The sequence below is a fragment of the Aeromonas sp. 82P genome (assembly GCF_051919365.1).
Lineage (GTDB): Bacteria > Pseudomonadota > Gammaproteobacteria > Enterobacterales > Aeromonadaceae > Aeromonas > Aeromonas veronii.
This window is the reverse complement of record NZ_JBQBEV010000001.1, coordinates 3,015,572-3,041,798: the sequence shown is the minus strand read 5'-3', so window position 1 is coordinate 3,041,798 and position 26,227 is coordinate 3,015,572. Positions and strand designations below refer to the sequence as shown.

19 protein-coding genes are annotated in these 26,227 nt (G+C 61.5%); 5 read left to right on the top strand and 14 right to left on the bottom strand.

Annotated elements, in window-relative coordinates; translation table 11 throughout:
• The 4 genes from ACTG2S_RS13875 to ACTG2S_RS13860 all read left to right on the top strand — a co-directional run bounded on the left by ACTG2S_RS13875 (position 1) and on the right by ACTG2S_RS13860 (position 3,747).
• Positions 1 to 651: a YfgM family protein gene (locus tag ACTG2S_RS13875; RefSeq protein WP_021229680.1), complete on the top strand. Its 651-nt coding sequence runs from the start codon at positions 1 to 3 to the stop codon at positions 649 to 651.
• Positions 644 to 1,828 carry an outer membrane protein assembly factor BamB gene (gene bamB / locus ACTG2S_RS13870; protein WP_005333796.1) on the top strand — a complete coding sequence of 395 codons (1,185 nt, stop codon included), beginning with the start codon at positions 644 to 646 and terminating at the stop codon, positions 1,826 to 1,828. The genes ACTG2S_RS13875 and bamB overlap by 8 nt, the downstream gene beginning before the upstream one ends.
• 74 nt (positions 1,829 to 1,902) lie before the next feature.
• The gene (gene der, locus ACTG2S_RS13865; RefSeq protein ID WP_005333794.1) at positions 1,903 to 3,399 is read left to right on the top strand and encodes a ribosome biogenesis GTPase Der; all 1,497 of its coding nucleotides are present in this window, start codon (positions 1,903 to 1,905) and stop codon (positions 3,397 to 3,399) included.
• A 123-nt stretch (positions 3,400 to 3,522) separates the two neighbouring features.
• Positions 3,523 to 3,747 carry a zinc ribbon domain-containing protein gene (locus tag ACTG2S_RS13860; protein ID WP_005333789.1) on the top strand — a complete coding sequence of 75 codons (225 nt, stop codon included), beginning with the start codon at positions 3,523 to 3,525 and terminating at the stop codon, positions 3,745 to 3,747.
• Positions 3,748 to 4,120: 373 nt separating this feature from the next.
• Here the strand turns inward: ACTG2S_RS13860 and mltF are convergent, their stop codons facing one another.
• Positions 4,121 to 5,605 (bottom strand): membrane-bound lytic murein transglycosylase MltF, encoded by a 1,485-nt coding sequence (gene mltF / locus ACTG2S_RS13855; protein ID WP_201982031.1) that lies wholly within the window; start codon positions 5,603 to 5,605, stop codon positions 4,121 to 4,123.
• A 149-nt stretch (positions 5,606 to 5,754) separates the two neighbouring features.
• On the opposite strand from mltF, the gene purL reads away from it, so the two are divergent.
• Complete coding sequence (gene purL, locus ACTG2S_RS13850; RefSeq protein WP_439982649.1) at positions 5,755 to 9,678, top strand: phosphoribosylformylglycinamidine synthase; 3,924 nt, start codon at positions 5,755 to 5,757, stop codon at positions 9,676 to 9,678.
• Positions 9,679 to 9,742: 64 nt separating this feature from the next.
• Here purL and ACTG2S_RS13845 read toward each other — a convergent pair whose 3' ends face one another.
• From ACTG2S_RS13845 to nuoE, 13 genes are all read right to left on the bottom strand, one after another.
• The gene (locus ACTG2S_RS13845) at positions 9,743 to 11,287 is read right to left on the bottom strand and encodes an HD domain-containing phosphohydrolase (protein WP_274161185.1); all 1,545 of its coding nucleotides are present in this window, start codon (positions 11,285 to 11,287) and stop codon (positions 9,743 to 9,745) included.
• A 1-nt stretch (position 11,288) separates the two neighbouring features.
• The gene (locus ACTG2S_RS13840; RefSeq protein ID WP_274161184.1) at positions 11,289 to 12,746 is read right to left on the bottom strand and encodes an HD-GYP domain-containing protein; all 1,458 of its coding nucleotides are present in this window, start codon (positions 12,744 to 12,746) and stop codon (positions 11,289 to 11,291) included.
• A complete protein-coding gene (locus ACTG2S_RS13835; protein ID WP_439982647.1) occupies positions 12,743 to 13,879 on the bottom strand; it encodes an FIST signal transduction protein in 1,137 nt (378 codons plus the stop codon). Before ACTG2S_RS13835 ends, ACTG2S_RS13840 begins: the two co-directional genes overlap by 4 nt.
• Positions 13,880 to 14,111: 232 nt before the next feature.
• Positions 14,112 to 15,575, bottom strand: a complete 1,464-nt coding sequence (gene nuoN, locus ACTG2S_RS13830; protein ID WP_439982645.1) for an NADH-quinone oxidoreductase subunit NuoN — start codon at positions 15,573 to 15,575, stop codon at positions 14,112 to 14,114.
• The gene (gene nuoM / locus ACTG2S_RS13825; RefSeq protein WP_005337249.1) at positions 15,572 to 17,116 is read right to left on the bottom strand and encodes an NADH-quinone oxidoreductase subunit M; all 1,545 of its coding nucleotides are present in this window, start codon (positions 17,114 to 17,116) and stop codon (positions 15,572 to 15,574) included. The genes nuoN and nuoM overlap by 4 nt, the downstream gene beginning before the upstream one ends.
• A gap of 98 nt (positions 17,117 to 17,214) precedes the next feature.
• Positions 17,215 to 19,062: an NADH-quinone oxidoreductase subunit L gene (nuoL, locus tag ACTG2S_RS13820; RefSeq protein ID WP_439982643.1), complete on the bottom strand. Its 1,848-nt coding sequence runs from the start codon at positions 19,060 to 19,062 to the stop codon at positions 17,215 to 17,217.
• A complete protein-coding gene (gene nuoK, locus ACTG2S_RS13815) occupies positions 19,059 to 19,367 on the bottom strand; it encodes an NADH-quinone oxidoreductase subunit NuoK (protein ID WP_005337247.1) in 309 nt (102 codons plus the stop codon). Before nuoK ends, nuoL begins: the two co-directional genes overlap by 4 nt.
• On the bottom strand, positions 19,364 to 19,915 hold the full coding sequence (gene nuoJ, locus ACTG2S_RS13810) for an NADH-quinone oxidoreductase subunit J (RefSeq protein WP_274161181.1): 552 nt from the start codon (positions 19,913 to 19,915) through the stop codon (positions 19,364 to 19,366). Before nuoJ ends, nuoK begins: the two co-directional genes overlap by 4 nt.
• A gap of 10 nt (positions 19,916 to 19,925) precedes the next feature.
• Positions 19,926 to 20,468 carry an NADH-quinone oxidoreductase subunit NuoI gene (gene nuoI / locus ACTG2S_RS13805; protein WP_005337245.1) on the bottom strand — a complete coding sequence of 181 codons (543 nt, stop codon included), beginning with the start codon at positions 20,466 to 20,468 and terminating at the stop codon, positions 19,926 to 19,928.
• A gap of 10 nt (positions 20,469 to 20,478) precedes the next feature.
• A complete protein-coding gene (gene nuoH / locus ACTG2S_RS13800) occupies positions 20,479 to 21,447 on the bottom strand; it encodes an NADH-quinone oxidoreductase subunit NuoH (protein ID WP_274161180.1) in 969 nt (322 codons plus the stop codon).
• A complete protein-coding gene (gene nuoG, locus ACTG2S_RS13795; RefSeq protein ID WP_274161179.1) occupies positions 21,444 to 24,200 on the bottom strand; it encodes an NADH-quinone oxidoreductase subunit NuoG in 2,757 nt (918 codons plus the stop codon). Before nuoG ends, nuoH begins: the two co-directional genes overlap by 4 nt.
• A gap of 41 nt (positions 24,201 to 24,241) precedes the next feature.
• On the bottom strand, positions 24,242 to 25,627 hold the full coding sequence (gene nuoF / locus ACTG2S_RS13790) for an NADH-quinone oxidoreductase subunit NuoF (RefSeq protein WP_274161178.1): 1,386 nt from the start codon (positions 25,625 to 25,627) through the stop codon (positions 24,242 to 24,244).
• The gene (nuoE, locus tag ACTG2S_RS13785) at positions 25,624 to 26,166 is read right to left on the bottom strand and encodes an NADH-quinone oxidoreductase subunit NuoE (protein ID WP_005337236.1); all 543 of its coding nucleotides are present in this window, start codon (positions 26,164 to 26,166) and stop codon (positions 25,624 to 25,626) included. The genes nuoF and nuoE overlap by 4 nt, the downstream gene beginning before the upstream one ends.
• Positions 26,167 to 26,227: the final 61 nt, after the last annotated feature.

Below are 26,227 nucleotides of genomic sequence, written 5' to 3'. Positions count from 1 at the left end.
GTGGAAGTCTATACCACCGAAGAACAACAGGTTGAGGTTATCAAGGAGTGGTGGAAAGAGAACGGAACCTCGGTGATTGCCGGGACCGTGATCGGTCTGGTCGGTCTGTTCGGCTGGCGCTATTACAACCAGCACCAGCAAGAGACCATGGAGGCCTCCTCCCACTCTTACAACCAGGTGATTGAGCAGCTTGCCAAGGGCGATGCCGCCGGTTTCGAGCAGGCACAGCAGTTTGTCACTGCCAACAAGGGTGACTCCTACGGTGAACTGGCCGCGTTGCAACTGGCTGCCGCTGCCGTCAAGGCGGGCAAGCTGGATCTGGCTGCCGAGCAGCTGGAGCTGGTGGCGACCACGGGTGACGAGAGCATTCGTCCCATCGCGGCGCTGCGTCTGGCCCGTGTGCTGAATGATCAGGGCAAGGCAGATGAAGCGCTGGCCAAGCTGGCGACCATCCAGAATGAGGCCTTCAAGGCGCAGGTAGCCGAAGCCCGTGGTGATGTGCTGCAAAAGCAGGGCAAGACCGAAGAGGCTCGTGATGCCTATCAGGCGGCGGCGGATGCCGGCGGCCTGCAGGGTAGCGCCGAGCTCAAGCTGAAAATGGACGATCTGGCCCTGCCGGCCGTTGCGACTGGTGAGGCACCGGATGCGTAATCTATTCAAGATGGTGGCGCTGGGGGCTGCGGTCTCCTTCGCTCTGCAGGGTTGCTCCCTGTTCAGTTCCGAAGAGGATCTCAACCCGATGGCGCCGCTGCCCAAGGTTGAATCTGCCTTCACTGCCGACACCGCATGGTCATCTACTGTGGGTGATGGCATCGGTGACTTCTACTCCCAGCTCAAGCCGGTGGTGGAAGAGGATCGTATCTATGCGGCGGCCCGCGACGGCGATGTCAGCGCTTTTGACCGTGCCAGTGGCGATCGCCTCTGGACCGTCGATCTGGCCGACCTGCCGGTCAACGCCGACAAGCGCAGTGCCCGCCTCTCGGGTGGTCTGGTTTCCCGTTACGGCAAGCTGTTCCTCGGCTCCGAGAACGGGGTGGTCTACGCCCTGAACGAAGAGAACGGTGAAGTGCTGTGGCAGACCAATGTGCCCGGCGAAGTGGTGGCAAGCCCCGCGGTGGAAGATGGCCGCGTGGTGGTGTTGACCACCTCCGGTCGCCTGATCGCCCTCGACACTGATGAAGGCAAGATGCAGTGGTCGCTCTCCGAAGAGCAGCCGCCGCTGACCCTGCGCAGTGCCGGTGCACCGGTGATCACCAACGGCGCCGTGATTTACGGTCGTGCCGATGGCAAGGTGGGCATCGCCCTGCTGAGCAACGGCCAGCCTGTGCGCCAGTCCAAGGTGGCTGATCCGCGCGGTGCCACCGAGCTGGACCGCATGGTTGACGTCGATGCCAGCCCGCTGATCGCCGGTGATGAGCTCTATGCCATCGCCTACAACGGTCAGCTGATGGCGCGCAAACTGATGACCGGCGATGAAGTGTGGAAGCGCAAGTATTCCGGCTATCGCGATCTGGCGATGACCGGCAATGCCATCGTGCTGACCGACAGTCGCAGCCATCTGTTTGCCATCGACCGTCGCAACGGTCTGGAGCTGTGGTCCAACACCCAGCTGGAAAATCGTACCGTCACTGCACCTGTCATCTTCGGTGACTATGTGGTGGTGGGTGATGTGGAAGGATACCTGTATTGGCTTGATCGTACCGACGGTACCATCAAGGCGATGCAGCAGCTCGATAGCAGTGGTCTCTACGCCGCCCCGCTGGTGGATGGCGAGACCCTGTATGTGCAGAGCCGTGACGGCAAGTTGTACGCCCTCAAGCGTCCTTGATCGTCCGATAATGTGAATATCCGGCTCCTGGTCTTCGGACCCGGAGCCTTTGTCGTCTTGAGAATGAGGCTTTTATGACTCCTGTAGTAGCCCTGGTGGGCCGCCCCAACGTGGGGAAATCCACCCTGTTTAACCGCTTGACCCGTACTCGGGATGCCCTGGTTGCCGATTTTCCCGGTCTGACCCGGGACCGTAAATACGGTCAGGCGAAGTTGGGCGAGCTGGAATTTATCGTGGTCGATACCGGCGGTATCGATGGCACCGAAGAGGGGATCGAGCTGAAGATGGCCGAGCAATCCCTGCTGGCCATCGAAGAAGCGGACGTCGTGCTGTTCATGGTGGATGCCCGTGCAGGCCTGACCGCGGCGGATCAAGCCATTGCCGAGCACCTGCGCAAGGCCCACAAGAAGGTATTTCTGGTGGCCAACAAGACCGACGGTATCGACGGTGATTCCGCGGTCTCCGAGTTCTACGGTCTGGCGCTGGGCGAGGTCTATCAGATCGCGGCCGCCCACGGTCGTGGCGTGCTGAGCCTGCTGGAACTGGCCCTGGCTCCCCATCTGGAGACCCTGGTCGACTCCGCTACCGATGAAGATGCGCAGGATGAGGAAGAGGAGGACTTCGACGAAGAAGCCCTGCTGCGCATGGTGGCTGCCGGTGAACTCGATACCAAAGAGGACACCAAGGAGACCCCGTTCGCCGACCTGCCCATCAAGTTCGCCATCGTTGGTCGTCCCAACGTCGGTAAATCTACCCTGACCAACCGCATGCTGGGTGAAGATCGGGTCATCGTCTATGACATGCCCGGCACCACCCGTGACTCCGTTTACATTCCAATGGAGCGTGACGAGCAGAAGTATGTGGTCATCGACACCGCCGGTGTACGTCGTCGTGGCAAGGTGCATGAGACGGTGGAGAAGTTCTCCGTTATCAAGACCCTGAAAGCCATCGAAGATGCCAACGTCTGCCTGCTGGTGATCGACGCCCAGGAGACCATCACCGATCAGGACTTGAGCATCCTTGGCTATGTGCTCCACGCCGGTCGCTCCGTGGTGCTGGTGGTGAACAAGTGGGATGGTCTGGATCAGAAGGTGAAAGAGGATGTGAAGAACGAGCTGGATCGTCGCTTGGGCTTCATCGACTTCGCTCGCGTCCACTTCATCTCCGCCCTGCACGGCAGCGGTGTCGGCCATCTGTTTGAATCCATTCAGGAGGCTTACCAGTCCGCCACCCGTCGTACCAGCACGGCCATGCTGACCCGCATCATGCAGATGGCGCAGGAAGATCACCAGCCGCCGATGGTCAATGGTCGCCGCGTCAAGCTCAAGTATGCCCACGCCGGTGGCTACAACCCGCCGCGCATCGTGATCCACGGCAACCAGTTGAACGACTTGCCGGACTCCTACAAGCGGTATCTGATCAACTACTTCCGCAAGTCCCTCAAGATCATGGGCTCGCCGATCCGGGTCGAGTTCCAGGAGTCGGTCAACCCGTTTGAAGGCAAGAAGAACACCATGACCCTGAGTCAGGAACGTCAGCGCAAACGCCTGCTGAAGATGAAGAAGAAATAAGCCCTTGCGGCTGCCCTCACCGGCAGCCGCTTTGTTATCCTCGCCATGTTAAGGTGAGGAATAAGGGGAGGGGGATCTGCCATGGAACAAGACCATGGCAGATCCACTTTCGAGGAGTTGATTATGGAAGCCCTGCTTTGTCCATCATGCCAGGCTGAACTGGATACCCGCAGCAAGGAGCAAACCTGTGGCCAGTGCCAGGCCCCTGTTCGGGTTACTGCCATTTGCCCCACCTGCCAGCAGGAGCTGGAGCGTCTCAAGGCGTGCGGCGCAGTGGATTACTTCTGCAACCACTGCAACTCGCTGATCTCCAAGCGGTCGGTACAGTTCAAGGCGGCGCTGGTGTAAGACAGTATTCAGGTGAGAAAGAAGATAAAAAAACCCGGCGAATGCCGGGTTTATGCTGTGTGCTCTGCAATAAGCAGGGTATAGGATCGATTTCTGCGCCACAGATTGCGCTTGATGTCATTAAGCTTGAGTTTGCGTCTGGGGCTCCAGCTGCACTTCGCTTTTCTGACCAGACTGATTTTTCTACGTTTTTGCATCTTGGTCTCCTCCCGACTCAGGTGGCCATCCAGGCCTTGGGTCATTGATGGAGCCCATCCGAAATTGCTGTTATTTAATCTCTCAACATAATGAAAACAATGCGATTTCGGATAGGCTCCGATGTGAATCGATGGTAACAGAGAAGTTTGTGTGAAAACAGCCGAATAATGGCTGGTTAGCGCATGGTGATCTGATTGACCACTTCGGCGATGGCGGTGGGGCGCTCGGCCAGCTCGGGCTCGCTGTCGTTGTCGAGACTCTCCCGCTGATGTGCCTTCTGCTGCTCGTTGTCGAGCCAGAGCAGACTCTGGTAATACTGGCGCACGTTGTTAACATAGTTGCGCGCCTCGCTGCCACGGGCATAGCCGTAACGTACCTTGCGGTGCCAGCGCGCCTGTTGCAGCAGCGGTAGCACCTCTTTCACGTCGCTCCAGGCGTCGGGATTCTTGCCGAGCTCTTTGGTCAGGCGGCGGGCATCCATCATGTGGCCGTAACCGATGTTGTAGGCGGTGAGGGCAAACCACACCTTCTCGTCATCGGGCACCGAATCCGGCACCTTCTCCATCATCTGTTGCAGATAGAGGGAGCCACCTTTGATGCTCTCTTCCGGATGAAGCCGGTCGTTGACTCCCATCGCCTTGGCGGTGGGCTCGGTCAGCATCATCATGCCGCGCACGCCGGTGTAGGAGCGGGCCTGCGGGTCCCAGTGAGACTCCTGATAGCTGATGGCGGCGAGCAGACGCCAGTCGATATTCTTGGCGTGAGTCTGGAACAGCGGCTGGTACTTGGGCAGCAGGCTCTTGGCGCGCTTGAGGAAGGTGCGGGTATCGACAAAGTCGAAGTTCTGCACGTGGCCGAAGTACTTCTCGTCCAGCTTGGCGATGGCACCATCCATAAAGCGCTGACCGAAGAAGTCGATCACGCTGGCATAGAGGCTGTCATCGGGCTGCTTGCTCATGGCCCAGGCAACGGTCTGCTTCTGGGCCAGGGTCAGCCCCTCGGTGAGCTCCGGGTAGTAGCGCTGTGTACGGGCCAGCACGGTATCCTGCACCACCGTGTAGTCAATCTTGCCATCCACCACCTGCTTGAGCAGCTCCTCCACATCGGCGTTGTCGCTGGTGCTCCAGGCTAGTTTCGGATTCTCTTTGCTCATCTCTTTGAGCAGATCTTCACCGGTGGAGCCGGCGGCCACCACCAGCTTGCCCTTGATATCGTTCAATGAGGCAGGCTTGGGTTTACCGTTGCGGTAGACCAGTTTGGGAGAGACCTGATAGAAGCCCGGGCCGAAGCGAAACAGCTCGCGTCGCTCTGGGGTGACCATGATGGCGGCAGCCGCCAGATCGAGTTTGCCCTTTTTCAGCAGGGTGACCAGTTGGTCAGTGGTGTCGACCGGGATGATGGTGAGTTTCACCCCCAACCAGTCGGCATAATTTTGCGCCAGCTCGTAATCGAACCCCTGGGCGAGGTCGTCACGCTGGTAATAGGAGGTGGGACCATAGATGGTGCCAACCCGGATCTCGCCTCGCTGGCGGATCTGCTCCAGCTGGCTGGAGGGGCTATAGAAGTCGCAGCCAACCAGCGTCAGCGTCAACAACAGCCCGATAAACAGTCGAAAAATGCAGCGCAAGTAGGTGAGTACCTTTGTTGAAAAAATCGGCATTTGTCAAAAAAGAGGCACCTTTATACCAGAGAGTGTGCGCAGAGTCACACTGCACGAAGTGAGAAAAACGTTTGTCCGCTGTGAGCCAGATCCCTATAATACGCGCGTCTCAATTCCCCCCCACTTTAAAACTTGGTGAGAAAGGTCATATGGATATCTTGCGTGGTGCCCCAGCACTGTCTGATTTTCGTGTCCAAAAACTGCTGCAACGCTTCGCACAGATGAGAAATGAGAGTGGAGTAGAGAGCGGAGTAGAGATAGAGGATGTCTATGCCGAGTATGTGCACTTTGCCGAGCTGACAAGCCCCCTCTCTCCCCCCGAGCGAGCGACCTTGGGCCAGCTCTTGCGCTACGGCCCGACTATCCCCGAACACACCCCCAGCGGTCAGCTGTTTCTTGTTACCCCCCGCCCCGGCACTATCTCCCCCTGGTCTTCCAAAGCAACCGACATCGCCCACAACTGCGGCCTGCAACAGGTTAAGCGGCTGGAGCGTGGTATTGCCTATTACCTGACCATCAAGGGGCAGGGTGAGCTGAGTGCCGCCCAGCGCAGCGCCATTGCCGCCGTGCTCCATGATCGGATGATGGAAGTGGTGTTTGCCGAGATGAGCGAAGCTGCCGCCCTGTTTGCTCACCACGAGCCGCGCCCCTTCACCCAGGTGGATGTGCTGGGCGGTGGTCGCGCAGCCCTGGCCGAAGCCAACGTGGCGCTCGGTCTGGCGCTGGCCGACGACGAAATCGACTATCTGGTAGAGAACTTCACCAAGTTGGGTCGCAACCCGAACGACATCGAGCTCTACATGTTCGCCCAGGCGAACTCCGAACACTGCCGTCACAAGATCTTCAATGCCGACTGGACCATCGATGGCGAACAGCAGCCCAAGTCGCTGTTCAAGATGATCAAGAACACCTTCGAGCAGACGCCGGATCATGTCCTCTCTGCCTATAAAGACAACGCCGCCGTGATGGAAGGGAGCCAGGGGGGCCGCTTCTTCCCGAGCCCGGCCAACGGCGAATACCAGTATCACCAGGAACAGGTCGACATCCTGATGAAGGTGGAGACCCACAACCACCCGACCGCCATCTCCCCGTTCCCGGGCGCAGCCACCGGCTCCGGCGGCGAGATCCGCGATGAGGGGGCCACCGGTCGTGGTGCCAAGCCCAAGGCGGGTCTGGTCGGTTTCTCCGTCTCCAACCTGCGCATTCCCGGCTTCGAGCAGCCCTGGGAGCAGGATTTCGGCAAGCCGAGCCGCATCGTCAGCGCGTTTGACATCATGCAGGAGGGGCCGCTCGGCGGCGCCGCGTTTAACAACGAGTTCGGCCGTCCGGCCATTCTCGGCTACTTCCGTACCTTCGAAGAGGAGGTGCCGAGCCACAACGGCGTCGAGGTGCGTGGCTACCACAAACCCATCATGCTGGCTGGCGGCATCGGCAACATCCGCACCGAACACGTCCAGAAAGGGGAGATCCCGGTTGGCGCGGCGCTGATCGTGCTGGGCGGCCCGGCGATGAACATCGGTCTGGGCGGCGGTGCCGCATCCTCCATGGCCTCCGGCCAGTCAGCCGAAGATCTCGACTTTGCCTCGGTGCAGCGTGACAACCCCGAGATGGAGCGCCGTTGCCAGGAGGTGATCGATCGCTGCTGGCAGCTGGGTGACGACAACCCTATCGTCTTTATCCACGATGTGGGGGCGGGTGGTCTCTCCAACGCCATGCCGGAGCTGGTCAACGACGGTGAGCGCGGTGGTCGTTTCGATCTGCGCGCCATCCAGAGCGACGAGCCGGGCATGAGCCCGCTGGAGATCTGGTGCAACGAATCCCAAGAGCGTTACGTACTGGCAGTGGCGCAGGACAAGTTGCCGCTGTTCAAGGCCCTGTGCGAGCGCGAGCGCGCACCCTATGCCGTGATCGGTACCGCGACCGAAGAGAAGCATCTGACCCTCTCTGACAGCCACTTTGACAACCAGCCCATCGATCTGCCGCTGGACGTGCTGCTCGGCAAGGCGCCCAAGATGCACCGCGACGTGGTGACTCTGCCTGCACAAGGCAAAGCGCTCCAGCTCGATGGCATCACTTTGAGTGACGCGGCCGAGCGGGTTCTGCGCCTGCCGACCGTGGCGGAGAAGTCCTTCCTTATCACCATCGGCGATCGCAGCGTGACTGGCTTGGTCAATCGCGACCAGATGGTTGGCCCCTGGCAGATCCCGGTGGCCGATTGCGCCGTCACCGCTGCCACCTACGACAGCTATCACGGCGAAGCCATGTCTATGGGCGAGCGTACCCCGGTGGCGCTGCTCTCCCACGCCGCCTCCGCTCGCATGGCGGTGGCGGAAGCGCTCACCAACCTGGCGCCGGCTCATATCGGGTCGCTGAAGCGGGTCAAGCTCTCCGCCAACTGGATGGCCGCTGCCGGTCATCCGGGTGAAGATGCCGGTCTCTATGAGGCGGTCAAAGCGGTAGGTGAGGAGCTCTGCCCGGCCTTGGGCATCACCATTCCGGTGGGCAAGGACTCCATGTCCATGAAGACCCGCTGGCAGCAGGATGGCAAGGAGCACAGCGTCACCTCGCCGCTCTCCCTGCTCATCTCCGCCTTTGCCCGGGTCGAGGATGTGCGCAACACGGTTACTCCGCAACTGCGTACCGATCTCGGTGAAACCGACCTTATCCTCATCGACCTTGGCAATGGCAAGCAGCGCCTCGGCGCCTCGGCGCTGGCGCAGGTCTATCGCCAGCTGGGTGACAAGGCGCCGGATCTCGACAATCCGGTCCAGCTCAAAGGCTTCTTCAACGCCATTCAGGCGCTGGTGGCCGATCGCAAGCTGATCGCCTACCACGACCGCTCCGACGGCGGCCTGTTCGTCACCCTGACCGAAATGGCGTTTGCCGGCCACTGCGGCCTCGACATCCAGCTCGATCGCATCGGCGGCGAGCTGCTGCCCGCGCTGTTCAACGAAGAGCTGGGCGCCGTCATTCAGGTACGCCGTGAAGACAAAGAGGCGGTGATGACCCTGCTGGCCGGTCACGGTCTGGCGGCCTGCTCCCATGTGCTCGGTACCGTGCGCGAAGGGGATCTCATCACCTTGCAGCGGGGCGGTCAGGAGGTCTATCGTGCCAGCCGTACCGCACTTCGCACCATTTGGGGCGAGACCAGCTGGCAGATGCAGCGCTTGCGCGACAATCCCGAGTGCGCCGACAGTGAGCACGCGGCTCGTCAGGACGCCACCGATCCGGGTCTGCATGCCAAGCTGACTTACAACCCGTCCGAGGATGTGGCAGCCCCTTACATTGCCCGCGGGGTCTCCCCCCGTCTGGCTGTGCTGCGCGAGCAGGGGGTCAACTCCCATGTGGAGATGGCGGCGGCGTTCGATCGTGCCGGTTTCGCGGCAGTGGACGTGCACATGAGCGATATTCTCTCCGGTCGCATCAAGCTGGAGGAGTTCCAGACCCTGGTGGCCTGTGGCGGTTTCTCCTACGGTGACGTGCTGGGGGCGGGTGAAGGCTGGGCCAAGTCCATCCTGTTCAACGACAACGCCCGCGAGCAGTTCCAGCGCTTCTTCGAGCGCGGCGATACCCTCTCTCTGGGTGTCTGCAACGGTTGCCAGATGATGTCCAACCTGCGGGATCTCATCCCGGGTGCCGACCTCTGGCCGCGCTTTGTGCGCAACCGCTCCGAGCGCTTCGAGGCCCGCTTCAGTCTGGTTGAGGTGCAGGAGTCCCCGTCGGCCTTCTTCGCCGGCATGGCAGGCTCGGTGATGCCGATTGCCGTTTCCCACGGGGAAGGACGTGTCGAGGTGCGCGATGCCGCTCACCTGAGCGCGTTGCAGGCCAGCGGTCTGGTAGGGCTGCGCTTTGTCGATAACCGCGGCAGCGTGACCGAACAGTACCCGGCCAACCCGAATGGCTCACCGAACGGTATCACCGCCGTGACCACTACCGATGGCCGTGCCACCATCATGATGCCGCACCCGGAGCGGGTGTTCCGCACCGTGGCCAACTCCTGGCACCCCGACAACTGGGGCGAGGACGGCGCCTGGATGCGGATGTTCCGCAACGCCCGGGTTCGTCTGGGTTAATAGAGACAGCACCAGCGCATAAAAACAGAAACCGGCCAATTGGCCGGTTTTTTTATCCGTGTCGTTACGGCTTGCCGAGCGGTTGGGGGATAAAGTCTCCCCGGTCGAGGATCCGCAGACAGGCATCCACCACATCCTCATCGAGCTGATGGCCGCGCATCTGGATGATCTGCTCCCTGGCCTGGGGAATGCCGAGGGCGGCGCGATAGGGGCGATCAGAGGACATGGATTCGACGATATCGGCGACGGTGAGGATGCGGGCCTCCAGCAGGATCTCATCCCCCTTGAGTCCCAGCGGATAGCCGGAGCCATCGAGATACTCGTGGTGCTGGTGGATCATCCGGGCGATGGGCCAGGGGAAGTCGATATCCATGAGCACCAGATAGCCGATGGCGGGGTGTTCCTTGACCAGCTCGAACTCCAGTGGCGTGAGGCGTTCCGGTTTGGTGAGAATTTCAGCCGGTACCTGGATCTTGCCGATATCGTGCACCATGGCGCCCAGATAGATCCCCCGCAGCCGCTTCTCTTCCAGCCTGAGCTCCCGGCCGATGGCTTGGGCCAGCTTGGCCACATGTTTCTGATGGCCAGCGGTATAGGGATCGCGCTGCTCCAGCACGGCGGCGATGGCACCCAGCGCATCTTCCAGTGCCAGCTCCAGCTGGCGGGCATGGAAGATCTTCTCCTGTTGCGAGCGCAGATAAGCCTGCTGGGTATGGCGCGCCTGCAGGCCATAGGTGAGGTAGTCGGTCAGCTGGATGAAGAGCTGCTGCTCCTCCTGGCTGAACAACCGTGGCTGGTCGCTGTGAATGATCAGCGCACCGGCCTGATCCTCCTGCAGTGGCAAGGGGATAAGCAGGCGGGAGCGCAACGGGTGGCGGCCGGTATGGGGCCGCTCGTGGAAGATCACCTGATTGAGGCGCCGCTGGTGGAGGATGGCCTGGGTGAGGGCCTCATCGTTCAACCACAGCGTTTGTTCCGAGGCATCGGCACTGCCTGCCTGCGCCACGATCCTCGGCGGTTGGGCGAGTTCGGGCTGGCCTTGCAGCACTGCGACCAGCGGAAAACGGTCATCGACGGCGATGGCATCGCAGATATCCTGCAGCAGTTGTGGCTCATCGCCCGGTTTGAGCAGGGCGTGGTGGGCGCGGCTGATCGCCTGCTGGGTCCAGCTGTACTGTTGCAGTTTCTCCTGCTGCCATTTCTGCTCGGTAATGTCTTCGAAGAAGACGCCGACCCCCACGATGACCCCCGCCTCATCACGCAGGGGAAACTTGGTGGTGCTGAGCCAGCGGGCTTCTCCCCCCTTCAGATAGGGCTCTTCGATGTGCTGGTGTATCCCCTCGCGCATGACTCGGGCGTCATCCTCCCGATAGCGCTGTACCAGTTCGGGGGGAAAAAAGTCGCAGTCATTCTTGCCCACCAGTGCCTCTGGTGAGAGGGCGAGATCCGCCGCCAGCAGGCGGTTGCCCGCAATGTAGCTGAATCGGGTGTCTTTGAGCAGCACCCGATAGGGAAGCTGATCCATTACCTGGGTCAGCAACAGCGCCGAGGAGGGGAGCGCATCAGTCAGTGGGTGGGGGAGTGCACAGGAGGTGAGGAGTTCGGACATCTTATCCCGCCTTGTCTGCAAGTTGACTAATGGGAGGGCCGAAGTGGTAGCCGGTCTGCCAGAGCACGATACAGCTGTTGACCACTTTTTCATCGTAATGGATCCCGGCATAGCGGGTCAGTTCGGCAAAAGCGTCACTCAGGGGCATGGCCCGGCGGAACGGGCGATGGGAGGTCATGGCGATCAGCGAGTCGGCCACCCGGATAATGCGCGCCTCCAGGGTAATGGCGTTGCCCGCCAGCCCCTGTGGATAGCCGCTGCCATCGAGGTTTTCGTGGTGCTGTAGCACTATGGTGGCGATGGGCCAGGGGAAGTCGATCTGTTTGAGAATATCGTGGCCGGCCTGGGGGTGCTGCTTGATCAGTTCGAACTCCACCGGCCGCAATTCACGTGGGCGGGTGATGATCTCGGTGGGGATCTGCAGCAGGCCGATATTGTGCACCATGGCCGCCAGTCCCAGCGCATCCAGCCGCTCTTGCCGCAGTTGCATGGCCTGCCCGATGGCCAGTGCCAAATCGCGCACCCTCAGCTCATGGCCCGCACTGTTGCGATCCTTGTGGCTGATGGCGCTGGCGAGGGCACTGATGGTCTGGAACAGCAGGTCACGCTGGTGGCGCTCGCTCTCCTTGAGGCGGGTGATGTCGACCAGGGTGCCGATGATGCCGGCAACCATCCCCTGATGGTCATAGAAGAGATCCTTGAAACAGATGACCTGATAGCGCATGCCATTGCGGTCATGCAACTGCTGTTCGATGCACTGGGGCTGGCGACTTCGCAGCAACTCGGTTTCCCGCATGCTGTAGGCCTCGGCAAGCCCGACTGGCAGCAGCTCCTCGACCCGTCGACCCAGCAGCGCCTCCTTGCCGATGCCGATCACCTGATTGAAGGCCTGGTTGCAGCCCAGAAACCGCCCCTCGATATCTTTGTAGAACACCGGGATCGGGATGGCCTTGAGCAGGGATTCGTTGAAGTGTTTCAGATCCTTCAGTTCGGCCTGCTGACGCAGGGCGAGCAGCTCGCTGTCCTTGCAGAGGGAAATGGCGCGGGCCAGGTTGCCGAGCACCGGGCTGAACAGATGGCAGACCGGTACGATCTGCTGATGTGGCTGGGGGGCGAGCAGCAAGATGAGATAACCCCCTTCAACCTTGAGCCGATAGGCAAATTGATAGGGGCGGCTGCCCGGCAGGGGGAGCGTCTGTTGCAGCAGGCAGTGCTCCTCCTCGCTGACCCACCCAGGCAGTGGCAGGGTGGTGCCGGTGTGCTGACGCAACTGCTCGTCGCCGATCACCTTGAGCAGCTTGTATCCCTCCCGTTGTTGCTGCAATACCGCGCCAACCGGCGTGGCGCAGTGATGCATAAAACGTTGCAGTACCTTGGTGAGCAGCGCATCCAGCGTGACTTCACGCCCGATGCAGAGCGCCAGATCGCAGACGATGGCCATGGCGTGGTCGTTGTTCATATCACTGCCCCGTTACAGAGAATGGCGCCGTTATGAAATTGGGGGTAATCCCCATGGCGCACGCTGCCAATTTCGCCAAGGGAGAGGGCTCCTGCCAGATCGCCGGCCCCCGAGTGGGTCAGCAGGGTGCGCAGCTCGGTCACCGTCTGCTGGTCGAAGTGCAGCTGGCGTCCTGCGCAGTAGTAGACCTCCAGCAAGTGTGCCTGGGTGAGGGTTTGTTGCTGGTTGAGGCGCCTGGCCAGTGAGTAGGCATGTTCGGTGGCACTCTCTGGCGCCTTCAGCAGGGTGAGGATGCTGTGCTCCGCGATCTCGCCGGCGCAGAGCAGGGCGCCGTCATCGTTTGCCTCGACGGGGATCCTGACAATCACATCCCCGTTGGCCCGCAGCAGGCCTAGTGGCATGTGCACCACGAAACGGTAGAGCTCCTCGCGCACCATAGTGTGCTGGAATTGCTGGCGGATCAGCCCCTGATATTTTTGAAAGGCCGGTTGCCAGTCGATGTAGGCAATCTGGTTCGCTTCACTGCTGGTGGCCAGCATTGGTTGGGCCGAGAGTTGATAACCATGTTCCAGAAAGGGAAAGCTGTTGCTGGGCAGCAGCGTGCAGGTGACCCCGTAGGCAAGTTGCCGTTGATTGTCGAACAGGCAGGCAAGGGGGGTGAAGCTGCCGCTGCCTGCGTTGGCGCCGGCATAGTTGACGCGATTGGCCAGCTGCAGATAAAGCGCATCCAGAATGGAGGCGATATTGGGAATGAGGTTGTCGAAGGTCAGAAAAAGGGTTGGTGGCGGCGAAGGGGTTGGCCAGGTGGCCAGCATGTTCTCCACCTGTTCCGCAATCCGGTGGGCAAGGGATACTGCGCTGGCCTGCGGTGTCAGGGGCAGCAGTGTGGCGTGATAGGGGTTGGCTCTGGGCAGTAGCCAGGCCCCTTGCGGCAACAATCCTTGCGCACCGATCAGCTGGGGGAAGATGGCGCCATCCAGGGCGATGTTGAAGTCGCGGCACAACTGCTGCAACAGGGGGACCTGAGCGCAATCCTGTTCGGCCAGCAGTATGGTCAGCTTGCCTCCTTGCAAGGGTGCCAGCGTGGCGGCCAGTTCTGTCGGGTTAAATTGGCAAACGTAGTGTTGCTTCATCAATCTGAACTCCATTCCAGAATATAACCAATATATCAATAAGGAATTCAAGAGGGTATGAGGATCTCGTCCGGTTCTGGTTGTATGGCAAAAACCATGATGGGTATCACCCTCGCTGACTGATCTGTCATTTGCTGGCCTGTGGAGTGCGCGATGCTGTCGGGCCGGAAATAGAAAACCGGCAGCCAAGGCTGCCGGTTTTGCGGGTAATGAGGGGTAGCGACGGTAACGGTTACTGCAATACCACGTGCTGGAACCCTTGTACCAGGCTGATGACCGGCTGGGGATAGAGCCCCAGCAACACCACCAGAGCGGCAGAGAGCAGTACCACCACACCACCGGAGGAGAGCGCCCAGTCGGCGCTGGCATCGCGCTGCTGCATGCCCGGTTCGCGCAGATAGAGGGTCACCATCACCTTGAGGTAGTAGTAGAGACCCAGTGCGCTGCCGAGCACGATGGCACCGGAGAGCCACCAGAGCTGCGCCTCGACGGTGACGCCGATGAGGTAGAACTTGCCGATAAAGCCGAGGGTCATCGGGATGCCCGCTAGTGACAACATCATCACCGTCAGTACGGCAGTCAGATAGGGGCGCTTCCAGAACAGACCACGATAGCTGTGCAGGGAGTCGGCATCCTTGCCGCGATAGGGGCTCGACATCATGCTCACCACCCCAAAGGCACCCAGGCTGGTGAAGAGATACATCAGCAGGTAGACCCCGGCTGCTTCCACCGGCATCTGGCCGAATCGGCTCGCCACGATCACCGCCAGCAGGTAACCGAAGTGGGAGATGGAGGAGTAACCCAGCATCCGTTTGACGTTGGTCTGCACCAGGGCCAGCAGGTTGCCGACCAGAATGGATATGACCGCCATGGCTGCCAGCAGCCAGTGGATCATGGGATCGCTCGCCGCCGGTACCGCCAGATAGAAGCGCAGCAGCACGGCAAAGACCGCCACCTTGCTGACGGTGGCGAGGAAGGTGGCGACCGGTGCCGGGGCACCTTCGTAGACATCCGGGGTCCAGAGGTGGAAGGGGGCCAAGGAGAGTTTAAAGGCAAAGCCGACCAGCATTAACCCCAAACCGCCCATCAGCAGCGGATGGTGAGCCGGGCTCTCGGCCAGGGTCTGCCCCAGGGCTGCAAAGCTCAGGCTGCCAGCCTGTGCATAGAGCAGCGCCATGCCAAACAGCAGGAAGGCGGTGGCGGCGGCAGAGAGCACCATGTATTTCACCGCGGCTTCCAGCGAGTGGCGCTCGCGGTAGGCGTAACCCACCAGACCAAACATTGGCAGGGTCAGCATCTCGATCCCGATAAAGAGAGAGGCGAGGTGACGGGAGCATGCCAGCACCAGACCACCAGCGGTGGCGATCAGCAGCAGCAGGAAGAACTCCTCCCGGTTGTCCGGGTAGGCTTTCAGCCACGATTGACCGAAGGTGCAGGTGGCCAGGGCGCCGATCAGTACGAGACCCATGTAGAAAACGGCGTAACTGTCCACTTGCAGCAGCGGGGTGATCCCCTGATCCCCTTGCGCCATCACGATGGGCAGCGAGAACAGAGCAAGGTTGAGGCCAACAATGGTCACGGTAAAGGCGGTGGTGACACAGCGGCGCCAGGCGATGGCCAGCATCAGGGCCGCCATGGCCCCGGTGGTCAACAGCAGGGGAAGCAGTGCCAGCAGTTGGGAAGCGGAGAAAGTCATTGCAGGGCTCCAGCAGTCGGCAGCAGATACCAGTGCAGCACGTTGATAAGGCTGCTGCTGGCGGTGTCAATCACGGGTTGGGGATAGAGGCCAAGCAGAACCAGCAGGCCCGCGATCACCATCATCATGGTCAGCTCGCGGCGATCCAGTCCCTTGAGCATGCTCTCATCCTTGGCGGGGCCAAAGCAGGCGCGCTGCAACATGATGAGGGAGTAGACCGAGGCCAGTACCAGACCGAAGGTGGCGACCGCCGTGATGACAGGGGCAACCTGGAAGCTGCCGACCAGGATCAGGAACTCGCCGACGAAGTTGCCGGTGCCCGGCATGCCGAGCGACGCTACCGAGAAGAAGAGCATCACGCCGGGCAGATAGCGCAGGCGTCCCCACAGGCCGCCCATCTGGCGCAGATCCCGGGTGTGCAACCGCTCGTAGAGCTGACCGCAGAGGATAAAGAGGCCGGCAGCCGAGAGACCGTGGGCGATCATCTGCACCACGGCGCCCTGCAGGGCCAGCTCGCTACCCGAGTAGATAGCGATCATCACAAAGCCCATGTGGGAGATGCTGGTGTAGGCTACCAGCCGTTTGATGTCGGTCTGGGCAAAGGCCACGATGGCACCGTAGACGATACCGATCAGGCCAAGCACCATGGCGTAGGGGGCAAATTCGGCGGACGCCTCGGGGAAGAGCGGCAAGGCAAAACGCAGCAGACCGTAGGCGGCGGTTTTCAGCAAAATACCGGCGAGATCCACCGAACCTGCAGTCGGCGCCTGACTGTGGGCATCCGGCAGCCAGCCGTGCAGCGGCACCAGCGGCATCTTGACCGCGAAGGCGATAAAGAAGCCCAGCATCAGCAGCCACTGAACGCCCTTGCTCATCGGGGTATTGAGCAGCTCCAGATAGTTGAAGGTGAAGACTCCGGTGGCATGCTGGTGGGTCAGCACCAGCCCGATGATGGCCACCAGCATGATAAGGCCCGAAACCTGGGTGTAGATGAAGAACTTGGTCGCCGCATTGATCCGTGATTTGCCGTCAGTGACCGAGTGGCCCCAGAGCGCAATCAGGAAGTACATGGGGACCAGCATCATCTCCCAGAAGAAGAAGAAGAGGAACAGGTCCAGCGCCATAAAGACCCCGAGCACGCCGCCCAGGATCCAGAGCAGGTTGAGGTGGAAGAAGCCGATGCGCTGCACGATCTCTTTCCACGAACAAAGAATGGCCAGCACCCCGATAAAGCAGGTGAGGATAACCATCAAGAGCGACAGGCCATCCACCGCCAGATGCAAAGAGATGCCGAAGCGGGGGATCCACGGCAGGCGCCACTCGGCGGCCCAGGCGGAGGCTGCACCGGAGACGCCCGCGCTGTCTAGGCCCGTGGTGGCAAGGGAGAAATCACCACTTAGCCAGATGGCACAGGAGAGCAGCAGGCTGGCGCTCATGGAGAGCAGGGCAACCCAGCGGACAAACTGCCCGCCGAGACGCTCCATCTGCCAGCAGAGCAAGCCGCCGATAAAAGGAATTAGCAAGATCCAGAGTAAGGTCACGGTATCAGCTCTCGTTCAAGTTCATATGAGATTGCGCTCCCTGTTCCATCAGGGAGAGCAAACAGCCTGGCTGTATGATTGTCCGGTTGTTCATCGCGTTACCCCAGCAGCAACAGCGCCAGCACCAGCACGGCGCCGATCCCCATGGAGGCAGCATACCAGCGCAACTTGCCGGTCACGGTCCAGGCCAGCAGCTGGTTGCCACGCAGGGCAAGCCAGGCGGGCAGGCCCATCATCCAGTCCAGCGGGTCGCGGGCCAGCAGTCGGGTCGCAAGCAGATAGGGCTTGACCCACAGCTGGTCATAGAGCCAGTCAAAGCCCCAAGCGTTGAACCAGAGGGGGCTGAGCAGGCGGCCCGGCGCGCTGTTGGCAATGGAGGTGGCCAGACGGCGCTCACCAAGGAACAGAAACGCGGCCAGCGCGATGCCGGCGATGGCGATGATGCCGGAGGTGATTTCCAGTGCATGGCGCCCCTCTTCGATATGATCACCAGGGCCTGCGGGTAGTACACCTGCCAGTGGCGGGGTGATCAGCGCGCCTATGCCGGTGGAGAGCACCAGCAATACCAGCAGCGGCAGATGGTGAGCCAGACCGTGACCAGCGTGGGCTTTGGTCTGCTCTTTGCCATGGAAGGCGATAAAGATCAGCCGGAAGGTGTAAAGCGAGGTGAGGAATGCCCCCGCCAGACCGGCCCACAGCAGCGCGCTTTGGCCAGAGGCTTCTACTTGCCACAGGATGGCGTCCTTACTGTAGAAACCGGAAGTGACCAGCGGCAACGCCGCCAGCGCCGAGCCCCCCACCAGGAAGCAGGCATAGACCAGTGGCAGACTCTTGCGCAGGCCGCCCATCTTGAAGATGTTCTGCTCATGGTGGCAGGCGTTGATCACGGCACCGGCGGAGAGGAACAGCAGCGCCTTGAAGAAGGCGTGGGTCATCAGGTGGAAGATGGCCCCTTGCCATGCGCCGACACCCAGTGCCAGAAACATGTAGCCAATCTGGCTCATGGTGGAGTAGGCGAGGATCCGCTTGATATCGGTCTGAACCAGCGCGGCGAAGCCTGCCAGCACCAGGGTGATGGCGCCAACCAGCCCGACCAGATGGAGGATCTCCGGGGCGAGCAGGAACAGGCCATGGGTGCGGGCAATCAGGTAGACACCGGCGGTCACCATGGTGGCGGCGTGGATCAGCGCGGAGACCGGAGTCGGGCCAGCCATCGCATCTGCCAACCAGGTTTGCAGCGGCAGCTGGGCCGATTTGCCGACCGCGCCGCCCAAGAGCATCAGGCAGGCCAGTGACAGGGCAGGGGAGCCCTCGGCAAACAGGGTCGGGGCACGCACCAGCAGCTCGTGGATATTGAGGGTGCCCAGCTCCCGATAGAGGATAAACAGGCCGATGGCGAGGAAGACATCACCCACCCGGGTCACGACAAATGCCTTGAGGGCCGCCGCTCCGTTCTTGCGATCCTTGTAGTAGAAGCCGATCAGCAGATAGCTGCACAGCCCTACCCCTTCCCAGCCGAGGTAGACAAACAGCAGGTCATCGGCCAGTACCAGAAACAGCATGCTGGCGATAAAGAGGTTGGTGTAGGTGAAGAAGCGGGAGTAACCCTCTTCCCCGCGCATATACCAGGAGGCGAACAGGTGGATAAAGAAACCCACCCCGGTCACCACCCCCAGCATGGTCAGCGACAGGCCATCCAGTGCCAGCGAGAAGCTCGGGGTAAAGTTGCCCACCGCCATCCATTGCCACAGGCGCTGGATATAGACGCCACCCTCAGGCGGGTTGCCCAGAAAGTCGATGCCCACCCACAGGGTAGTGAGGGCCGACAGGCCAATGGAGCCCACCCCGATCATTGCAGAGGTACGCTCGCCAAACCGGCCGAGGGAGAAGGCCAGCACCAGCCATCCCAGCAGCGGAAATAGAAAAGTCAGATATAAGAGGCTCATCCGCGCATCTCGCTCACAGTGTCCACGTTCAGGGTGTGGTAACGACGATAGAGCAGCAGTAACAGGGCAAGGCCGATACTGGCCTCCGCTGCCGCCAGAGAAATCACCAGGATATACATGATCTGGCCATCGGCCTGGGCCCAGCGGCTACCCGCCACCACAAACGCCAGTGCCGAGGCATTCATCATGATCTCGATACTCATCAGGATGTAGAGCAGGTTGCGGCGGATCAGCAGACCGCACAAGCCGATGCAGAAGAGCACCGCGGCCAGCAGGAGGCCGTGCTCCATAGGGATTCCATTCATTGCTGACCTCCTTCTTGTGCAGAGCGGGAAGCAGAGCGCGGGACGGAGAGCACTTCACCGCTCTTCTCTTCCCGCCCCAGGTGATAGGCGGTTACCAGACCCGCCAGCAACAGGATGGAGGCAAGCTCCACCGCCAGCACATAGGGGCCAAAGAGCTCGACACCCACCTGCTTGGCGGTCACCTCGGTCACCCCGATCAGGCCGCCGGTCACCCCGAGAATGCCGTGGGCCAGAAAGCCCAGCAGGATCAGCGAGAGCAGGGCTGGGCCCCCCCAGGTCATGGGGGTGAGCCACTTTTTCTCCTGCACCTGGGCACTCCCCAGGTTCAGCATCATCACCACGAACACGAACAGCACCATGATGGCGCCGGCGTAGACGATCACCTGCAGGGCGCCCGCAAAGGCGGCACCCAGGCAGAAGAAGATCATGGCCACGGCGATGAGGGAGATGATGAGATTGAGCAGCGCATGCATGGGATTGCTGGTGCTGATCACCCGCAGCGTGCTGTAAATGGCCACCAGGGCCGAGGCATAAAATGCCAGTTCCATGATTGACTCCTCAGGGCAGCAGGCTCTTGACATCGATGGGCTTGGCTTCGTTTTCGGCATCCCCTTTCGGCTTGCCGTCGATGGCCATCCCGCTCATGCGATAGAAGTTGTAGTCCGGGTATTTGCCGGGCCCGCTGATCAGCAGATCTTCCTTCTCGTACACCAGATCCTGGCGGCGATACTCACCCATCTCGAAATCCGGTGTCAGCTGGATGGCGGTGGTGGGGCAGGCCTCTTCACACAGGCCGCAGAAGATGCAGCGAGAGAAGTTGATGCGAAAGAACTCCGGATACCAGCGACCATCTTCCCGCTCGGATTTTTGCAGCGAGATGCAGCCGACCGGGCAGGCAACTGCGCAGAGGTTGCAGGCCACGCAGCGCTCGTCCCCGTCGGGGTCGCGGGTCAGCACGATGCGACCGCGGTAGCGGGGGGCGGCATAGACAGCCTGCTCCGGATAGTTGAGGGTTTCACGGGGCCGCCAGGCATGGGAGAAGACCATGGCCAGACTGCGTAACTGGGTGCCGACACCCTGAATAATGCTAACAATTTTCATATTGAGTGCCTCACTGCGTACTTATCAGTACAACTGCCGCGGTGACCAGCATATTGATCAGGGTCAGCGGCAAGCAGACTTTCCAGCCAAACGACATCACCTGGTCAAAGCGTGGGCGAGGCAGGGAGGCCCGCAGCAGGATGAAGAACACCATGAAACAGGCGGTCTTCAGGGCAAACCAGATGAAGGGGGGCAGCCAGGGGCCGTGCCAGCCACCGAAGAAGAGGGTCACGATGAGCGAGGAGATCAGCACGATGCCGATATATTCGCCCACGAAGAAGAGACCCCACTTCATCCCCGCATACTCGATGTGATAGCCGTCGGCGAGCTCCTGCTCGGCTTCTGGCTGATCGAACGGGTGACGGTGGGTGACGGCGACACCGGCAAACAGGAAGGTGACAAAGCCCAGGATCTGGGGCACCACGTTCCACAAGTCTGCCTGTGCCTCGACGATATCCCGCAGGTTGAAACTGCCGGTCTGGATCACAATCCCCATCAGGGATAGCCCGAGAAACACCTCGTAGGAGAGGGTCTGGGCCGAGGCGCGCAAGCTGCCGAGCAATGAGTATTTGTTGTTGCTCGACCAGCCGGCGAACAGCACCGCATAGACCGCCAGCCCCGCGATGGCCAGGATGTAGAGCAGCCCCACATGGAGATCTGCCACGCCCCAGGTGGGGGTGATGGGCACCACCGCAAACGCCAGAATAAAGGCTGTGAAGGCGATGATGGGGGCCAGGATAAAGATCCGGCGATCGGCAAACGGCGGGATCCAGTCCTCCTTGAAGAACATCTTGATCATGTCGGCGGCCAGCTGGAGCAGACCAAACGGCCCCACCCGGTTGGGGCCGTAGCGATCCTGCCACAGGGCCAGCAGACGGCGCTCGATGAAGCTCATGAAGGCGCCAGCCCCCACGATCCCCACCAGCACGATCAGTGCCTTGCCCACCTCCAGCAACAGATCGATCAGCGATTCGCTCATGCGATCACCTCCTGCAGGTTAGTGATTGAGGCTTGTTGCAGGGCCGTCGGCAGGCCATTCACCCCAAGGGGGAGCCCCACCAGACCGGCGCTCAGCTGCTCGCTCAGCCGCAGACGCAGTTGCCAGTGGCTACCGCCCCAGGAGAAGGAGACCTGACTGCCCCCGTGGAGGGCCAGACGCTCTGCATCAAGGGGATTGAGCACCAGCTCGGGTTCGTTCATCCGGGCCTGAATGACCGGGCTGCGAGCGGAGAGCTCCTCGCCGCCAAACAGCTGGGCATAATTGACCACCTGCAGTGCCTCTGCGGCCTTGAAGGGGGCGGGGATGGTGGTGAACCAGCCGAGCAGCTCCTTGCCTTCTGCCTGCTGGTCTGTTGCTTCCAGCAGACGGCGACCCGGATCGCCAGCACGCAGTTTGCCACCCACTTCATCCTGGAACTTGTTCCAGGCGGAGGGAGAGTTCCAGCCCGGCGCCCAGGCGAACGGTACTTGCGGCAGCGGCTGACGGGCTCCGGCATACCCTTCCATGGAGAAGTTGAAGGGGGAGTCGGGATCTTGCGCTACCCGCGGCTCGCTGACGTTCTGATCCGCCAGCATGGAGGTGCGGCCGCTGTAACGATGCGGCTCACGGGCCAGTCGCATGCCACGAATCCGCAAGCCTGCGTTGGGCGCCGCTTCCAGCATGGTAGCCAGCAGCGGATTGCTGGTGGCACAGTCATGGTTGACCTGGTCGAAGTTCTGCCAGCGCAGCGGCTTGCGTTCGATCGCCCCTTGCAGCGCCGCCAGCCAGCGCCACCCTTCACGCACCTGAATATCGGCGTTGTAAAAGGCGGGTGCATAGACCTGGAAGAAGCGCTGGGCGCGCCCTTCCATGTTCACCAGCGTGCCATCGGCTTCGGCAAAACTGGCCGCTGGCAGCACCAGATCAGCCTTGTTGGCGGTCGGGGTCGCCTGATGGTCGATGACCAGCAGGTGCTGCAGCCGTGCCAGCGCAGCATCCACCCGGTTGCGCGGCGCGCGGCGGTAGAGATCGTTCTCCAGGGTGACCAGCGCCAACCCCTCTTCGGCCTCGATACGCGCAAGGGCGGCTTCGAGCGGCTTGTCTGACAAGGTTTGAGCGCCCAGCATGGCCAGCCCCAGCGAGTTGGCCTCCTGGCCAACCAGCGCGATGTTGGCTTCCAGTCCTCGGCCTTTCAGGGCGCGGGCAATGTTGCTGGCCGCCTCAAGCAGCGCCACATCGCGGGCACTGGAGCCTGCAATGATGAGCGGCTTCCTGGCGTTGCCGAGTAGCTCGGCCCAGCGAGCCGCTTGTAGCTGCTGTTCGGGGCAGAGGTCGCTCACGGCCGGTGCGGCCGGGTCGAGCAGGTTGGCGATGGCAAAGCCAATGCGCGCCTGATCGGCATAGGGGGCGTGCAGCTTGTCGGCCGCCACATCGTCCAGACGGGTGGTGTCGAGGCTGGTGATGAGCAGCGGGTAGCGCTCGTTCTGACCCAGGGTCTGAACGGCGGCGACTTGCCACAGATCGACCTTCATCTTGCGGGCCAGCTCGCGAGCCTTGCCTTTGACAGCCTGACGCAGCGCCAGCGCGATACGGGCGGCGCTCATGGTGACATCTTCGCCGAGCAGCAGAATGGCGTCGGCCTCTTCCATGTCTCGCAGGCTCGGGGTCGGCACGCCGCCCTGTTGCAGGATCTGCAGCATCTTCAGCTGACAGGCCCACTCGGCCTGCTCGACGCCTGCGTAGAAGTTGTCTGCCCCCACCAGCTCGCGCAGGGCAAAGTTGCTCTCCAGCGAGGCGCGGGGCGAGCCGATGCCGATGAGGTTGCTGGCACTGCGCAGGGCATCGGCGGCGCGGTTGAGGGCGCCATCGACCGTGATGGTCAGCTGGTCGTTGCCATCTTTGAGCAGCGGTTGGCGCGGACGGTCGGTCAGATTGACGTAGCCATAGCCAAAGCGGCCACGGTCACAGAGGAAGTAGTGGTTGACGCTGCCGTGGAAGCGGTTTTCGATGCGGCGCAGCTCGCCATAACGCTCACCCGGGCTGATGTTGCAACCCACGGAGCATTGCTGGCAGATGCTGGGGGCAAATTGCATGTCCCACTTGCGGTTGTAACGTTCGGAGTGGGTCTTGTCGGTGAAGACACCGGTGGGGCAGACCTCCACCAGGTTGCCGGAAAATTCACTCTCCAAGGTGCCATCCTCGACCCGCCCGAAATAGACGTTGTCGTGGGCACCATAGACCCCGAGATCCTCGCCACCGGCATAATCCTTGTAGTAACGGACGCAGCGGTAGCAGGCGATGCAGCGGTTCATCTCGTGACCGATGAAGGGGCTCAGCTCCTGATTCTGGTGGGTGCGTTTGGTGAAACGGTAGCGACGGCTGTTGTGGCCGGTCATCACCGTCATGTCCTGCAGGTGGCAGGCGCCGCCCTCTTCGCACACCGGGCAGTCGTGGGGGTGGTTGGTCATCAGCCACTCCACCACGCTCTTGCGAAATTCTTTGGCCTCTTCATCCTCGATGGCGATGTAGCTGCCATCGGTGGCCGGGGTCATGCAGGACATGACCAGACGGCCGCGCTTGTCATCGGCATTCTGATACTGTTTCACCGCACACTGGCGGCAGGCGCCAACGCTACCCAGCGCTGGATGCCAGCAGAAATAGGGGACGTCCAGACCCAGCGACAGACAGGCTTGCAGCAGGTTATCTGCCCCGTCTACCTCATACTCTTTGCCGTCTACATAAATGGTTGCCATACAACTTCCCTGAAACCTGTTTTGTGAAATCTGTGGTGTCGTTACCAGCGCTCGCCCAGCAGATTGGGCTGGATCCCTTTGACCGGCTTGCGGTTATCACCGCTGCCTTTGATCCCGGCCTCGAATTCGGAGCGGAAATATTTGATGGCGCTGGCGAGCGGCTCGACGGCGCCCGGTGCGTGGGCGCAGAAGGTCTTGCCCGGGCCAAGGAAGCCACAGAGTTGCTCCAGGGTTGCCAGATCGCCGGATTGCCCTTCGCCACGCTCCAGTGCCCGCAGCAGCTTGACGCTCCAGGGCAGGCCGTCGCGGCAGGGCGTGCACCAGCCGCACGATTCGCGGGCGAAGAACTCCTCCATGTTGCGCAGCAGACTCACCATGCTGATGGAGTCATCCACCGCCATGGCGAGGCCAGTCCCCATCCGGGTGCCGACCTTGCCGATACCGGCGGTATACATCTGGGCATCGAGGTGCTCCGGCAGCAGGAAGCCGGTGCCCGCGCCGCCCGGTTGCCAGGCTTTCAGGCGATAGCCGCTCCTCATGCCGCCGGCGTAATTTTCAAACAGCTCGCGGGCGGTGATGCCAAAGGGCAGCTCCCAGACCCCGGGGTTGTTCACCTTGCCGGAGAAGCCCATCAGCTTGGTGCCGTGATCTTCCGAGCCCGGCAGCGCCAGCCCGTGATACCAGGCGACTCCGTTGCCGATAATGGCGGGCACGTTGCAGAGGGTCTCGACGTTGTTGACGCAGGTGGGTTTGCCCCAGACGCCGGAAACGGCGGGGAAGGGGGGTTTGGCGCGCGGGTTGGCGCGGCGCCCTTCCAGCGAGTTGATCAGCGCCGTCTCTTCACCACAGATGTAGCGGCCGGCGCCGGTGTGGACGAACAGCTCGAAGTCAAAACCGGATCCCAGAATGTTCTTGCCCAGCAGACCGGCGGCCTTGGCCTCTTCCACCGCACGGCGCAGGTGGATGGCGGCATCAACGTATTCGCCGCGCAGGAAGATATAGCCGCGATAGGCCTTGAGCGCCCGGGCACTGATGATCATCCCCTCGATCAGCAGATGGGGCAGTTGCTCCATCAGCAGGCGATCTTTCCAGGTGTTGGGCTCCATCTCGTCGGCGTTGCAGAGCAGGTAACGGATGTTCATGCTCTCGTCTTTGGGCATCAGCCCCCACTTCACGCCAGTGGGGAAGCCCGCACCGCCGCGCCCCTTGAGACCGGCATCCTTGACGGTGCTGACAATCTCGTCCGGGCTCATCTGGCCGAGCGCCTTGCGGGCGGCTTCATAGCCCTGTTTGGCCTGATACTCCTCCAGCCACACCGGCTGGCCGTCGTCCCGCAGCCGCCAGGTGAGCGGGTGGGTCTCGGCGGTGCGGGCCGTGCGGTTGGCGGTGCCAAGAGAGGCGAGGATCTTGTTTTGCAGCAGGCTCATGGGTAAGCCTCCAGCGTTTTCAGCAAGGTCACCGGATCGAGGCCGCCATAGGTGTCGTCATCGATCATGATGGCTGGCCCCTTGTCGCAGTTGCCAAGACAGCAGACCGGCAGCAGGGTGAAGCGGCCATCCGGGGTGGTTTGACCGGGGCCGAGGTTCATCACCTCCTTGAGACCGGCCAGCAGATCTTCATGGCCATTGATGTAGCAGACCATACTGTCGCAGACGCGGATGATGTGGCGCCCCACCGGCTGGCGGAAGATCTGGCTATAGAAGGTGGCGACCCCCTCCACGTCGCTGGCGGGAATACCGAGCTCGGCCGCGATGGCGTGAATGGCGCCGTCGGGGACCCAGCCTCTGGCCTGCTGCACGATCTTGAGCGCTTCGATGCTGGCGGCGCGGGGATCTTCGTAGTGGTGTTTCTCGTGTTCGATGGCATCGCGTTCAGCCTGGCTCAGAACGAAGTCGTCCTGTTTGCTGCTGCATGCCCCTTGCCCCTGTGGGGTCTGATTATTGTGACACTGACATTGCTGGCTCATGACTTGACCTTTGGTGGCTTGTCCTTTTACTGCTCGTCCGGCGATCCCGATTCCCGGCCAT

Bases quoted from the DNA above. Each gene is read 5' to 3' on its own strand.
- ACTG2S_RS13840 (WP_274161184.1), bottom strand. From the start codon at position 12,746: ATGAACAACGACCACGCCATGGCCATCGTCTGCGATCTGGCGCTCTGC.
- nuoH (WP_274161180.1), bottom strand. From the start codon at position 21,447: ATGAGCGAATCGCTGATCGATCTGTTGCTGGAGGTGGGCAAGGCACTG.
- der (WP_005333794.1), top strand. From the start codon at position 1,903: ATGACTCCTGTAGTAGCCCTGGTGGGCCGCCCCAACGTGGGGAAATCC.
- nuoE (WP_005337236.1), bottom strand. From the start codon at position 26,166: ATGAGCCAGCAATGTCAGTGTCACAATAATCAGACCCCACAGGGGCAA.
- nuoK (WP_005337247.1), bottom strand. From the start codon at position 19,367: ATGAATGGAATCCCTATGGAGCACGGCCTCCTGCTGGCCGCGGTGCTC.
- bamB (WP_005333796.1), top strand. From the start codon at position 644: ATGCGTAATCTATTCAAGATGGTGGCGCTGGGGGCTGCGGTCTCCTTC.
- ACTG2S_RS13845 (WP_274161185.1), bottom strand. From the start codon at position 11,287: ATGTCCGAACTCCTCACCTCCTGTGCACTCCCCCACCCACTGACTGAT.
- nuoI (WP_005337245.1), bottom strand. From the start codon at position 20,468: ATGAAAATTGTTAGCATTATTCAGGGTGTCGGCACCCAGTTACGCAGT.
- nuoG (WP_274161179.1), bottom strand. From the start codon at position 24,200: ATGGCAACCATTTATGTAGACGGCAAAGAGTATGAGGTAGACGGGGCA.
- mltF (WP_201982031.1), bottom strand. From the start codon at position 5,605: ATGCCGATTTTTTCAACAAAGGTACTCACCTACTTGCGCTGCATTTTT.
- nuoJ (WP_274161181.1), bottom strand. From the start codon at position 19,915: ATGGAACTGGCATTTTATGCCTCGGCCCTGGTGGCCATTTACAGCACG.
- nuoL (WP_439982643.1), bottom strand. From the start codon at position 19,062: ATGAGCCTCTTATATCTGACTTTTCTATTTCCGCTGCTGGGATGGCTG.
- nuoN (WP_439982645.1), bottom strand. From the start codon at position 15,575: ATGACTTTCTCCGCTTCCCAACTGCTGGCACTGCTTCCCCTGCTGTTG.
- ACTG2S_RS13835 (WP_439982647.1), bottom strand. From the start codon at position 13,879: ATGAAGCAACACTACGTTTGCCAATTTAACCCGACAGAACTGGCCGCC.
- purL (WP_439982649.1), top strand. From the start codon at position 5,755: ATGGATATCTTGCGTGGTGCCCCAGCACTGTCTGATTTTCGTGTCCAA.
- ACTG2S_RS13860 (WP_005333789.1), top strand. From the start codon at position 3,523: ATGGAAGCCCTGCTTTGTCCATCATGCCAGGCTGAACTGGATACCCGC.
- nuoF (WP_274161178.1), bottom strand. From the start codon at position 25,627: ATGAGCCTGCTGCAAAACAAGATCCTCGCCTCTCTTGGCACCGCCAAC.